A 12,951-nucleotide genomic window follows, 5' to 3' on the forward strand; every position below is an offset into this window, starting at 1 on the left:
GGCAACCTAACCCTCCAGGTCGCCTTCGGTTTCCAGCAGCGCCTGGCGCAGCCCGTCCAGGGTGCCCGGTTCCGGCTCGGCCCACATGCCACGGCCCGCGGCCTCCAACAGCCGTTCGGCCATGCCGTGCAGCGCCCACGGATTCGACTCAGCCATGAACTTTCGGTTCTCCGGGTCTAAAACGTAACGCTCGGTGAGTTGTTCGTACATCCAGTCGGCCATCACCCCGGCGGTGGCGTCGTATCCGAAGAGATAGTCGACGGTTGCCGCCATTTCGAAGGCGCCCTTGTAGCCGTGTCGGCGCATCGCGGCCATCCAACGCGGGTTGACCACGCGGGCGCGGAACACCCGGGTGGTCTCCTCGGACAGCGTGCGGGTGCGAATCGCGTCGGGCCTGGTGTTGTCGCCGATGTAAGCCGCGGGCGCCTGGCCGGTGAGTGCCCGCACGGTGGCCACCATGCCGCCGTGATATTGGAAGTAGTCGTCGGAGTCGGCGATATCGTGCTCGCGGGTATCGGTGTTCTTGGCGGCCACCGCGATGCGCCGGTACTGGCGATTCATGTCGTCGACCGCCTCGCGGCCGTCCAGGCCGCGCCCGTAGGCGAATCCGCCCCAGGCGGTGTACACCTCGGCGAGATCAGCGTCGCCGCGCCAGTTGCGGCTGTCGATAAGCTGCAACAGCCCGGCGCCGTAGGTGCCGGGCTTGGAGCCGAAAATCCTTGTGGTAGAACGCCGTACGTCGCCGTGCTGGGCCAGGTCGGCCTGGGCGTGCGCGCGCACGTAGTTCTGCCCGGTGGGCTCGTCGAGCTCGGCGACCAGCCGCACCGCGTCGTCGAGCATGGTCACCAGATGCGGGAAGGCGTCCCGGAAGAAGCCGGAGATGCGCACCGTCACGTCGATCCGCGGTCGTCCGAGCTCGTCCAGCGGGATCGGCATCACGCCGACGATCCGCCGCGACGCGTCATCCCAGACCGGCCGAACACCCAGCAGCGCAAGCACTTCGGCGATGTCATCGCCGGCGGTGCGCATGGCGGAGGTGCCCCACACCGACAGACCCACCGACTGCGGCCACTGCCCGTGGTCGGTCCGGTAGCGCTCCAGCAGCGAGTCCGCCAGCGCCACACCGGCTTCCCACGCCAGCCGCGAAGGGATCGCCTTGGGGTCCACGGAGTAGAAGTTGCGCCCGGTGGGCAACACGTTGACCAGGCCCCGCAACGGCGAACCGGAAGGCCCGGACGGGATGAAATGACCGTCCAACGCCCGCAGCACCTGCTCGATTTCGGACGCCGTGCCGGCCAGCCGCGGCACCACCTCGGTGGCCGCGAACCGCAACACCGCCGCGACGTCGGAGTTGTCGGTGAGCCGCTCGACCGCGTCCGGGTCCCAGCCGCTGGCCTGCAGCGCCGAAACCAGCTCCCGCGCGGCGGCCTCGGCCCGGTCGACCGAAGACCGCTCGTCGCTGCCGTCCTCGGCCAAACCGAGCGCCTGCCGCAGGCCGGGCAGGACATGCTCGCCGCCGAACAACTGGCGGGCCCGCAGGATGGCCAGCACCAGGTCGAGTTCGGCTTCGCCCGTTGGCCTTTGGCCGAGGATGTGCAGGCCGTCGCGGATCTGGACATCCTTGATCTCGCACAGCCAGCCGTCGATGTGCAGGATCATGTCGTCGAACGAGTCCTCTTCCGGCCGCTCGGTCAGCCCCAGGTCGTGGTCCATCTTGGCGGCCCGGATCAGCGTCCAGATCTGCTGGCGGATGGCGGGCAGCTTGCCGGGATCCAGCGCAGCGACGTTGGCGTGCTCGTCCAGCAGCTGCTCCAAACGGGCGATGTCGCCGTAGGTTTCGGCGCGCGCCATCGGCGGGATCAGGTGGTCGACCAGCACGGCGTGCGCCCGCCGCTTGGCCTGGGTGCCCTCGCCGGGGTCGTTGACCAAAAACGGGTAGACCAGCGGAAGGTTGCCCAGCGCCGCGTCGGATCCGCAGGCCGCCGACATGCCCAGCGTCTTGCCCGGCAACCACTCCAGGTTGCCGTGCTTGCCCAGGTGTACGACGGCGTGCGCGCCAAAGCCGGCATCCAGCCAGTGGTAGGCGGCCAGGTAATGGTGGCTGGGTGGCAGGTCCGGGTCGTGGTAGATGGCGACCGGGTTCTCCCCGAAGCCGCGGGGCGGCTGAACCAGCAGCACCAGGTTGCCGGCTTGCATTGCGGCGATGACGATCTCGCCGTCGGGATCGTTGGTGCGGTCGACGAACAGCTCTCCGGGAGGCGGGCCCCAGTGCTCGGTCACCGCATCAGTGAGCTCGGCGGGAAGGGTGGCGAACCACTCGCCATAATCCTTGGCGGACACCCGGATCGGATTGCCGGCCAGCTGCGTATCGGTCAGCCAGTCGGGGTCTTGCCCGCCGCGTTCAATCAAGGCATGGATCAGCGCGTCCCCATCATTGGACTCAACGCCGGGAAGCTCGCCGATTCGATACCCGTCCTCGCGCATGGCCCGCAGCAGCGCCACCGCGCTGGCCGGGGTGTCCAAACCAACGGCGTTGCCGATGCGCGCGTGCTTGGTCGGGTAAGCGGACAACACCAGGGCCACCCGCTTGTCGGCGGGCGCGACGTGCCGCAGCCGCGCGTGCCGGACCGCCAGCCCCGCGACCCGCGCGCAGCGCTCCGCGTCGGCGACATAGGAGATCAAGCCGTCGTCGTCAATCTCTTTGAACGAGAACGGAACTGTGATGATGCGGCCGTCGAACTCGGGTACGGCGACCTGACTGGCCACGTCAAGCGGGCTGAGGCCGTCGTCGTTGTCGCTCCACTGGCTGCGGGCGCTGGTCAGACACAAACCCTGCAGGATCGGAATGTCCAGGGCGGCAAGGTGTTCGACGTTCCAGCCGTCGTCGGAACCACCGGCCGCCGCTTCGGCGGGCTTCAGTCCCCCGGCGGCCAGCACGGTGACCACCATCGCGTCGGCGTCACCGAGCCGGCCCAGCAGCTCGGGTTCGGCGGTGCGCAGCGACGCGCAGTAGACGGGCAGCGGCCGCGCCCCCGCATCCTCGATGGCCCGGCACAGCGATTCGACATAGGCGGTGTTGCCGGCCAGGTGCTGCGCGCGGTAGTACAGCACGGCGATCGTCGGGCCGGTGGCGCCGGTCTCGGGCCGCTCCAGCACGCCCCAGGTGGGGGTCACCACGGGCGCGGTGAACCCGAAGCCGGTCATCAGCACGGTGTCGGTCAAGAAGGCGTGCAGCTGACGCAGGTTGTCCACGCCCCCGTGCGCCAGATAAATGTGCGCCTGCACCGCGATGCCCGCCGCCACCGTGGACAGGCCGGTCAGTTCGGCGTCGGCCGCCTGCTCGCCACTGACCAGCACGGTCGGGATACCCCGGGCGATCACCGCGTCGATGCCGCTTTGCCAGGCGCGGTAGCCGCCCAGGATCCGGACCACCACGATCGCCGCATCGGCGAGCAGGTCGGGCAGCTCCGCCTCGGACAGCCGCGACGGGTTGGCCCACCGATAGTTCTTGCCGCTGGATCGGGCGCTGATCAGGTCGGTGTCGGACGTCGACAGCAGCAGGACGGTCGGCTCAGCCACTCGTCATTCGTACCGTAGCGCCGCGGCGATCCGAGCGGCGACCTCGGCGGCCACCCCCAGCGCCGGCCCGCCCGTCGCCGGCGCGTAGCGGTCGGCGACCGGGTCGTACTCGGCCCCGACGATCGAGCCGTGATCGGCCGCCAACTCCACCAACTTCACCGGCCAGCCGGCCTGTTCGAGGTCGGCGGCGAACGTCTGGCTGGCTTGCACCGGCACCGCGTCGTCGGCGAGACCGTGCAGCAACGTGAACGGTGAACCCACGCCGTCGCTCGGTGGACCGACCGTCGGCCGCCGACCGGAGATCGGATCGGGGTAGGTGAAAGCGCCGGCCAGGCAGATCGTCTGGGTGACGGTCACGTCGAAGCGCGCGGCGTCGAGCGTCAGACCCGCCGCGGCGGCACCTCCCAGCGACCAGCCGATGAGCACGATGCCATCGGCGCCGTTCACGCAATCCCGGGTGAAATCGACCGATTGCAACAGCTCCGCACGCCCGCCGTCGCGGGCATGCGAGTTCCAATCCGGCGCCACGACCGTCGCACCGTGGCCCGCGAGAAGGCCGGCGAGCGGCCCGACGGCGGCACGGGCATCAGCCTGCATGCCGTGCCACAGCAGGATCGGCGGTTGCCCGGGTCGGACGGCATCGCCAAAGACATCGGCCAAACGCCCTGGGGCGTACTCCATCGTCCGCACGGGAACCAGCATGCCCGACGGTGACACAATGAAACCCATGTCTGTGTCGGGACAAACCATCGCCGTCACCGGTGGGGCGCGCGGAATCGGCCTTGCCATCGCGACTGCCGTGCAGGGTTTGGGAGCGAAGGTCGCGATCGGCGACATCGACGAATCCGCCGTCCGGGAGGCCGGCAGCCGGTTGGGGCTCGAGTTCAGCGCCGCCTTGGATGTGACGGATCGCCGATCGTTCACCGACTTCCTCGACAGCGTCGAAAACCAACTCGGACCGATCGACGTATTGGTCAACAACGCCGGCGTCATCTCGGTCGGCAGCGCGGTCGACGAGGACGACGCGGTGTCGAGGCGGGTGCTCGAGGTCAACATCTGGGGCGTCATCCTGGGTACCAAGCTCGGCGCGCAGCGGATGTTGGCCCGCGGTCGCGGTCACGTGATCAACATCGGATCAGTAGCCAGCGTGCTACCGGCCGCGGGCCTGGCAACCTACGGCGCGACCAAACACGCCGTGCTCGGGTACACCGACACCGTTCGCCGGGAAAACCGTGGCCGCGGCGTGCACTTCTCGGTGATCATGCCGACGCTGACGAACACCGAGATGATCGCCGGTTTCGGCCATTCCAGGGGCTTCAAGAATGCCGAGCCGCACGACGTGGCCAAAGCGGTGGTCCGCGTGATCGCCAGACCGAGGCCCCGTGTTTTCGTTCCGCGTTCGATCGGCGTCGCCATCTCGGCACAGCGTCTCATGCCGCGACGCGTATCGGAGGCGCTCGCACAGGCACTGGGGACGGACCGCGTGTGTACCACCGACCTGGAAGCCGACAAGCGCGCGGCCTACGCGCGGCGCACCGGGACCTCCTGACTTTGTATCCGGCACGTTTCACGCGCGTGTCAAACTGATTGCACCGCAGGTCATCTCGAGCGGAGTCATATCAAACTCATACCGCATCGGCGCCACCGCCTTGCTACCTTGAGGTCGGCCGTTCAGCCGCCCCTTGGAGGTTAAGTGAAATCCCCATACATGGCCGCGCCGCTCTTCGCCGTCGCCGCCATGCTCGCTCCCGCGATGGCTCATGCCGACCCCCAAGACGACTTCGTCAGCCGCAACGGCAAGGCGGTATGCGCGGCGCTCGACAAGGTCCAGACCGGGGGCGATATTTTCCGGCTCTCGCTCACCATCGCGCATGCCGGCGGATTCAGTCTCAAGGACGCCGCGAGTGTCATCGCCCGGTCGGCCATCGCCGACTGTCCGTGGGAAGAGCCAAAATTGAGACACGCGGGCAACTCGGCGGGCGGCGCGGCGACGGCCCCGGCCTAGACGGCGTCGGCTGGGCGGTCTAACTCGCCTCGACGGAAACCTGCTTCGCGTCGAGTGCCTCAATGTTGTTATCCGACACAGGAATTGCTATTCCAGGTGCACTGCGCGACGAGTTGGTGCGCATGACTCGCATGACGCGAAGCAGGATGGACGGGCGCAGCAGCCGAGCCGGTGGGTCGACCATCGCCGTGATCCTCATGAACTGCGCGGCCACGACGGGGTCGACCTCGGTGGCGGTCAGCACGTGTTCCAACAACGCGTTGGTGATGCGCATCGAAACCGGCCGCGATCCCACCACTTCCGGGAGGGCCAAGTCGGAGCCGACGGCGGTCTGCCAGGCCACCTGGATCTTCTTGGCGCTCGAGCGGAAAAAGCGCCGAGGCAGGCCGCGTTTCCCGCGATGCAGGCATTCGCTCAGCACGGTCGCCTCGATCGCCGCCACGGTCATGCCCTGTCCGTAGACGGGGTTGAAGCTGCACACCGCGTCTCCCATCACGAGCAGACCGTCGGGTGTGCGCCGCATCTTGTCGTAGCGGCGCCAGCGGTTCGACGGAACGCGATGATGAACGACCTCGCCGAGCGGTTCGGCCTCGCGAAGCGCGTCCAGCACATGCGTGGGAACGAAATCTGCTGCGAATTCCAGCATCTCGGCGCGCCGGCGCGGTGGCTCGGCGCCCGCCATGGTTCCGATGGCCACCATCCAGGTGTCGTCCTCGTTGCGGACCAGTCCGAACATCGTGGGCCGTCCCGGCTCTGGGAACAGGCCGATCAGGTGCTCCGTGACGGAGCCCGGTTTAAGGCGCACGGACTGGCAGGCGTAAGCCAGCTGCACCGTCAGCTCATCCTCGGGGGGACGGCCAAAGCCGAGCTCCTCGAGGAAGACCGGCGTCCGCGACCCCCGACCGGTCGCGTCGACCACGAGATCGGCGGACAGGGTCGCCGCGCGATCGGCGGCGCGGTCCACGACTTTGACCCCGGTGACCCGGTCGTGGTTCGGCGTCGCCCTCAGGCCCACCACGTCATGGGCTTCCAGGAATCGCACATTGGCGATCGCCTGCACGCGCCGGCGCACGGTGCTTTCGAGCAGCGGACGGCTCGGGAACAGGATCACCGGCGCGTTCGGTGCCCGACCGGAACGCACCGTCTGATGACCCCCGACAGACAGCCAGAGCCTTGACAGGTCCCCGTCCCAGCTCTCGACGCCCATGGCCGTGAGTTCATCCACGAACCCAGGGAAGAGTTCGTCGAGGACCTGCGTGCACCGCGCGAGCACGGCGTGGATCAGCCTGCCCTGCGGGACGCCCCGCCGGTTGACCGGGCCGACGGGCAGCGTGTCGCGCTCGACCACCGTCACCCGGTCGTAGAAGTCGGCCAGCACGCGGGCCGCCAACAGGCCGCCCATGCTGGCGCCGAGCACCACCGCGTGACCGCCGCGCCTGTCCATAAAGCACTCCTAACCTCGGTGAAGATGACTGGTCGCAGTCTCACGCGCGGCGGAGGTGGGCAAGTAGCGTAGGCGACTACCCCATTTGCTTTCCCGGCGAATCTGGCCGCGCCGTACCGTGGGGACAAATGCCTCGAGACCGCGACGTTGATGCCTGCCCGGGTGCGCTGCAGGTGCACCCGGCGGCCGACGGCGCGATGGCCCGGATCCGGTTGCCCGGCGGCATGATTACCGCGGCACAGCTGGCCGCGCTGGCCGACGTCTCGACCCGGTGGGGCTCGGGCACCTTGGAGCTGACGGCACGCGGCAACGTGCAGGTGCGCGGGATCAGCGAGGTGACCGCGGCCGGCGACGCCATCGCCGCCGCCGGGCTCCTGCCGTCGGCGACGCACGAAAGGGTCCGCAACATCGTCGCGTCGCCGCTGTCCGGGCGGGTTGGCGGCGGCGTCGACGTGCGGGGCTGGGTGGGCCAACTGGATGCGGCGCTGTGCGCCGAACCCCGCCTCGCGGAGCTGGGCGGGCGATTTTGGTTCAGTCTGGACGACGGGCGTGGCGATGTGTCCGGGCTGGGCGCGGACGCCGGCGTGCACTCGTTCGACGACGGTTGTGCCCTGCTGCTGGCGGGCAGGGACACCGGCGTCCGGCTGGAGGCCGGCGACATCGCCGGTGCGCTGGTCGACGTCGCGTTGCGCTTCCTGGAGGTGCGTGGAAATGCTTGGCGGGTAAGCGAATTGGATGACCTTCGGGACCTGGTACCCGAAGCCGACGTGCACGGCGCCGCATTCCCTCCGGTCGGTAAGGCACCGGTCGGCTGGATCCCGCAGACCGACGGCCGCGTCACGCTGGGCGCCGCTGTTCCGTTGGGCGTGCTGCCCGCCCGCGTCGCGGAGTATCTGGCCGCGATCGAGGCCCCGCTGGTGATCACGCCGTGGCGATCGGTGCTGGTGTGCGATTTGAGCGAAGAGGTGGCCGACGTCGCGCTCCGCGTGCTGGCGCCGCTGGGCCTGGTGTTCGACGAGAACTCCCCCTGGCTGACGGTCAGCGCCTGCACCGGCAGCCCCGGCTGCGCGCACTCGGCAGCCGACGTGCGAGCCGACGCGGCGGACGCGCTGGACGAGGGCTCCGGCACGCACCGCCACTTCGTCGGATGTGAACGCGCCTGCGGCAGCCCACCGATCGGTGAGGTGCTGCTGGCAACCGGCGACGGATACCGCCCGATACGGTGATCGGGTGCTCGACTATCTGCGCAACGCCGACGAGATCTACCGTCAGTCGTTCGCGACCATCCGGGCCGAGGCCGACCTGGCACGGTTCCCCGCCGACGTGGCGCGCATAGTGGTCCGGCTCATCCATACCTGCGGACAGGTCGACGTCGCCGACCACGTCGCCTACACCGCCGACGTGGTCGCACGGGCGCAGGCCGCGCTGCGCGCCGGCGCCCCGGTGCTATGCGATTCCTCGATGGTGGCCGCCGGCATCACCACCGCACGGCTGCCCGCCGACAACCAGGTGGTGTCGCTGGTCGCCGATCCGCGGGCGCCCGAGCTGGCCGCGCGTCGGCACACCACGCGCTCGGCGGCCGCCGTGGAGCTGTGGGCCGAGCGGCTGGCCGGCGCGGTGCTGGCGATCGGCAACGCGCCCACCGCGCTGTTCCGGCTGCTGGAACTGATCGACGAGGGCGTTTCGGCGCCGGTCGCGGTGCTGGGCGGGCCGGTCGGATTCGTCGGGTCGGCGCAGTCCAAGCAGGAGCTCATCGACGGCCCGCGCGGGATGTCGTACCTGGTGGTCACCGGCCGCCGCGGTGGCAGCGCCATGGCCGCCGCCGCCGTCAATGCGATTGCGGCCGAACAAGAATGACGCAGCGGGGCACGCTCTGGGGGGTTGGACTGGGGCCCGGCGACCCGGAGTTGGTCACCGTCAAGGCCGCCCGGGTGATCGGCGAGGCCGACGTGGTGGCCTACCACAGCGCGCGGCACGGGCGCAGCATCGCGCGCGGAATCGCCGAACCCTACCTGCGGCCCGGCCAGATCGAGGAACACCTGGTCTATCCGGTGACCGTCGAAACGACCGATCACCCCGGCGGGTACGCCGGCGCGCTCGAGGACTTCTACGCCGACGCCACCCGGCGCATCGCCGCACACCTCGACGCCGGGCGCAACGTGGCCCTGCTGGCCGAGGGCGACCCGCTGTTCTACAGCTCCTACATGCACCTGCACACCCGGCTCACGCAGCGGTTCGACGCCGTCATCGTGCCGGGCGTGACGTCGGTGAGCGCCGCGTCGGCGGCCATCGCCACACCGCTGGTGGCCGGGGACGAGGTGCTCACGGTGTTGCCCGGCACCCTGCCGGTCGCCGAACTGACCCGTCGGCTCGCCGACGCGGACGCCGCCGTCGTGCTTAAACTGGGCCGTTCGTATCACAATGTCCGCGAAGCGCTTTCGGCGTCCGGCCAGCTGGACGGCGCGTTCTATGTCGAACGCGCCAGCACCCCGGGGCAGCGCATATTGCCCGCCGCGGACGTCGACGAAACCAACGTGCCATATTTCTCGCTGGCCATGCTGCCGGGCGGGCGACGCGCGGTGGAACCGACGGCCGGCACGGTCGCGGTGGTCGGCCTGGGGCCCGGCGACCGCGATTGGATGACACCGCAGAGCCGCCGCGAGCTGGCCGCCGCGACCGATCTGATCGGTTACCGCGGCTACCTGGACCGGGTTCCGGTCCGCGACGGGCAGCGCCGCCATCCCAGCGACAACACCGACGAACCCGCCCGTGCGCGACTCGCCTGCACGCTGGCCGAACAAGGGCACACGGTCGCGGTGGTGTCCTCAGGCGATCCGGGAGTGTTCGCGATGGCCACCGCCGTCCTCGAAGAGGCCAAACAGTGGCCGCAGGTGCAGATCCGAGTGATTCCGGCGATGACCGCCGCCCAGGCCGTCGCCAGCCGGGTCGGCGCCCCCCTCGGTCACGACTATGCCGTGATCTCGTTGTCCGACCGGCTCAAGCCGTGGGACGTGATCGCCGAACGCCTGACCGCTGCGGCCGCCGCCGATCTGGTGCTGGCCATCTACAACCCCGCGTCCAAGACGCGGACCTGGCAGGTGGCCGCGATGCGCGACCTGCTGCTGGCGCACCGCGAACCCGGCACACCGGTGGTGGTCGGCCGCAACGTCTCGGGGCCCGACGAGGATGTCAAAGTGGTTCGGCTGGCCGATCTGAACCCCACCGATGTCGACATGCGCTGTCTGCTGATCGTCGGGTCGTCGCAAACCCAGTGGCACACAGTCGATTCCGGGGACCGGGTGTTCACGCCCCGGCGCTACCCGGGCTGACGTCACATCATGCTGGTTGGTTGTGCAATGCCGAAGTGGGTATTGGCATAGCGCTTGAGGCCAGCCGGACTGAAGTACACGTGCTGGTTGGCGGTGTGCAGATCCCGGAAGCATCGCTGCAGGGGTGGCTGGCATGCACCGCGCTCGCGCCGGTCAGGTCGAATGCCGTGTCGACTGCGCTGCGCGCCGCGCGCATCGCCTGTTGGGCGGCGAGTTGAAAGTCGGCGCGCTGCTCTAGCGAGGGCGGATCGCCGGCACGCGCCGAGTCCCAAAGTGCGCCAGCCGCCTCCAGAACGAAGGCCCGCGCGGAGCGCAGTTTGGCTTCCGCGCGCGCGAACGCGACCTGGGCGACGGGGTCGGCCGCGATCCGCTCGAACGTGCCTGCGCGCATCTTCGTTGTCGCGAGGTCGGTGAATTCGTCGAGCGCGCGTCGCCCGATGCCAAGCGGGACACCGACCAGCGCCACTCCCACCAGCGTGAAGAACGCCAGTCTCCACAGTGGTCCGTCGTGGCGGGCCGGTTCGAAGAAGGGGCTGATGGTGTGTTCTTCGGCAACGCGGAGACCATGGGCGACGACGTCGTTGCTGCCGGTGGCGCGCAGCCCCAGCACGTCCCAATTTTCGACGATGTCGGCGTTCGCGCGGGGAAAGAACGCGAGGCGCCAGTCCGGGCCTTGCTCGGGAATCATCCGCGGCGCATCGCCGTCGAAGACGAATATCCCGGCCAGCAACCATTCGGCATGGCGACAGCCACTGGCAAACGACCAACGGCCATCGAGGGCAAAGCGGCCGATGCCATCGGCGACCGCCCGCCCGGTGGGGGCGAACACCGTGGCCGCCAAAAAGTCTGCGTCCGAACCGAATAGGTCGTCGGCGACGGCGGGCTCGAGCCAAGCGGTAAATGCCGGCGCACCGGCGCCAATCGCCGCGATCCAACCCGCGGACCCGTCGGCGCGGGCCAATTCCTCGACCATCTCGATGAACTCAACGGGGGCCATTTCAAACCCGCCGAGCGAGCGCGGCTGCAAGGCGCGGAAGATGCCGACCTCGCGCATCCGCTCGACCAGATCGATCGGCATTGTTCCCAATGCCTCAGCCTCGTCGGCGCGTTTGGTGATCTCGGGGGCCACGGCACGCGCCACCGCGATGGAATGGTCGTTCGCCAGCGTGACAGGGACACGCGTCGCAGTTGTCATCTCGAGACTCCCATATTTGATACAGTCACTTGTAATAGATATAGGAGACTGTACTGAATTATGAAATCTGTCAAGAGCCAGCCTCCGCGCCGCTATAACTCGACGCGGCGCCGCGAACAGGCCGAAAAGAATCGACAAGCCATCCTTGCGGCCGCTCGACGGCGCTTCCTGGCCCACGGCTATGCGGCGACGACCATCGCAGCGATCGCGCAGGACGCCGGCGTCTCGGCCGAAACCGTCTACAAGAGCTTCGCGACCAAGGCGGGCGTGCTGAAAGCCCTCTTCGATGTGTCCGTCACCGGCGACGACGAACCAATCCCGATGGCCCAGCGAGACGTCATCCAGAACGTGCTCGACTCGCCCGACGCCGCACGCAAGATCGAGATCTACGTCAAGCACCTGGCGGCCACCATGCCGCGCAGCGCCCCAATCCAGCTGCTGGCTCGCGATGGCGCGGCATCGTCGGCCGACGCCGCGGAGGTCTGGAAGGAGATCCGGCACGAAACTCTCACCGCGATGACCATGTTCGCCGCCGACCTTGCCCGCACCAGACAGCTCCGGGTCAGTGCCGCACAAGCCCGCGACGTCCTATGGACGTATCACGCACCCGAGCTGTATGAGCTGCTCGTCCTCGAACGCGGTTGGTCCGCCGCCCGCTACGGCAAGTTCATCGCCCGTGCACTGAGCGACGCGTTGCTCGAAAACCGGAGATGACCCCTTGCCAACCGGACCGGCCTTCTTTGCGCGCGGACCACGCATACGCAACGATGCAGGGATGCGGTGTGAGGTTGCGCGCGAGGCGCTGTCGGCGCGGCTGGACGGCGAGCGGCCCGAGGTGCTGGCGCAGCAGGTCGACGCCCATCTGGAATCGTGCGGAGGCTGCCGCACCTGGCTGATCGGCGCGGCCGTGCAAAGTCGCCGGCTGGCCTCGATCGAGCCCGGGCACGGACCGGACCTGGTCGACAGGATCATGGCGAGTCTCAACGCGGAATCGACCCCGCGGCAACGCTGGCTGCGCGCGCTGCGGTCGAGCTACCGGCGCTGGGGCCTGATCGCCATCGGAGCGTTCCAGGTGGCGATCGCGGCGGCTCAGATCGGCGGATTCGATTTCGGCATGGTGTCCCACACGCACGGGGCGACGTCCGGCGAGCATCTGATGCACGAGTCCACGGCGTGGTTGCTGGCGTTGGGGCTGGCCATGATCGCGGCCGGTTTGTGGCCGGTCGCGGCGATCGGCGTCGCGGCGATCGTCGGCGCGTATTCGGTGGCGCTGGTGGGCTACGAGGTGGTCGACGTCTTCGAGGGCGAGGAGACCGTGGCACGGATCGCCAGTCACGTGCCCCTGCTGGTGGGCTTCGCGTTCGCGCTGCTGGTGGCGATGGAACGAATCGGGGCGCGC

10 protein-coding genes and 1 pseudogene are annotated in these 12,951 nt (G+C 69.0%); 7 read left to right on the plus strand and 4 right to left on the minus strand.

Features of this window, described 5'->3' with window-relative positions; translation table 11 throughout:
- Positions 1-6: 6 nt before the first annotated feature.
- Both cobN and G6N66_RS15110 read right to left on the minus strand, forming a co-directional pair.
- Entirely contained in the window at positions 7-3,579 is a 3,573-nt protein-coding gene (gene cobN, locus G6N66_RS15105) for a cobaltochelatase subunit CobN (protein WP_085232903.1), read from the minus strand.
- Between the two features lie 3 nt (positions 3,580-3,582).
- Positions 3,583-4,269 carry an alpha/beta hydrolase gene (locus tag G6N66_RS15110; RefSeq protein ID WP_169721516.1) on the minus strand — a complete coding sequence of 229 codons (687 nt, stop codon included), beginning with the start codon at positions 4,267-4,269 and terminating at the stop codon, positions 3,583-3,585.
- Positions 4,270-4,279: 10 nt separating this feature from the next.
- On the opposite strand from G6N66_RS15110, the gene G6N66_RS15115 reads away from it, so the two are divergent.
- Entirely contained in the window at positions 4,280-5,128 is an 849-nt protein-coding gene (locus G6N66_RS15115) for an SDR family oxidoreductase (protein WP_085233030.1), read from the plus strand.
- Between the two features lie 144 nt (positions 5,129-5,272).
- Positions 5,273-5,584 (plus strand): hypothetical protein, encoded by a 312-nt coding sequence (locus tag G6N66_RS15120; RefSeq protein WP_139825203.1) that lies wholly within the window; start codon positions 5,273-5,275, stop codon positions 5,582-5,584.
- A gap of 19 nt (positions 5,585-5,603) precedes the next feature.
- Here G6N66_RS15120 and G6N66_RS15125 read toward each other — a convergent pair whose 3' ends face one another.
- Positions 5,604-7,028: an FAD-dependent oxidoreductase gene (locus G6N66_RS15125; RefSeq protein WP_085232905.1), complete on the minus strand. Its 1,425-nt coding sequence runs from the start codon at positions 7,026-7,028 to the stop codon at positions 5,604-5,606.
- A 128-nt stretch (positions 7,029-7,156) separates the two neighbouring features.
- On the opposite strand from G6N66_RS15125, the gene cobG reads away from it, so the two are divergent.
- Genes cobG through G6N66_RS15140 form a run of 3 tightly spaced genes read left to right on the plus strand, consistent with a single transcriptional unit; the run spans position 7,157 to position 10,357 of the window.
- Positions 7,157-8,254 (plus strand): precorrin-3B synthase, encoded by a 1,098-nt coding sequence (cobG, locus tag G6N66_RS15130; protein ID WP_085232906.1) that lies wholly within the window; start codon positions 7,157-7,159, stop codon positions 8,252-8,254.
- Positions 8,255-8,258: 4 nt separating this feature from the next.
- Positions 8,259-8,885, plus strand: coding sequence for a precorrin-8X methylmutase (locus G6N66_RS15135; RefSeq protein WP_085232907.1), 627 nt, complete (start codon positions 8,259-8,261; stop codon positions 8,883-8,885).
- Positions 8,882-10,357: a precorrin-2 C(20)-methyltransferase gene (locus tag G6N66_RS15140; protein WP_085232908.1), complete on the plus strand. Its 1,476-nt coding sequence runs from the start codon at positions 8,882-8,884 to the stop codon at positions 10,355-10,357. Before G6N66_RS15135 ends, G6N66_RS15140 begins: the two co-directional genes overlap by 4 nt.
- Positions 10,358-10,364: 7 nt before the next feature.
- Here the strand turns inward: G6N66_RS15140 and G6N66_RS15145 are convergent, their stop codons facing one another.
- Complete coding sequence (locus G6N66_RS15145) at positions 10,365-11,552, minus strand: acyl-CoA dehydrogenase family protein (protein ID WP_197747043.1); 1,188 nt, start codon at positions 11,550-11,552, stop codon at positions 10,365-10,367.
- A gap of 60 nt (positions 11,553-11,612) precedes the next feature.
- Between G6N66_RS15145 and G6N66_RS15150 the strand changes: the two genes are divergently transcribed.
- Both G6N66_RS15150 and G6N66_RS29565 read left to right on the plus strand, forming a co-directional pair.
- Positions 11,613-12,266: a TetR/AcrR family transcriptional regulator gene (locus tag G6N66_RS15150; protein ID WP_085232909.1), complete on the plus strand. Its 654-nt coding sequence runs from the start codon at positions 11,613-11,615 to the stop codon at positions 12,264-12,266.
- Positions 12,267-12,327: 61 nt separating this feature from the next.
- Positions 12,328-12,942, plus strand: a pseudogene (locus tag G6N66_RS29565) (DUF2275 domain-containing protein); the annotation flags it as partial.
- Between the last annotated feature and the right edge of the window lie 9 nt (positions 12,943-12,951).

Origin of the sequence: Mycobacterium conspicuum (genome assembly GCF_010730195.1) — a bacterium.
Classification (GTDB): domain Bacteria; phylum Actinomycetota; class Actinomycetes; order Mycobacteriales; family Mycobacteriaceae; genus Mycobacterium; species Mycobacterium conspicuum.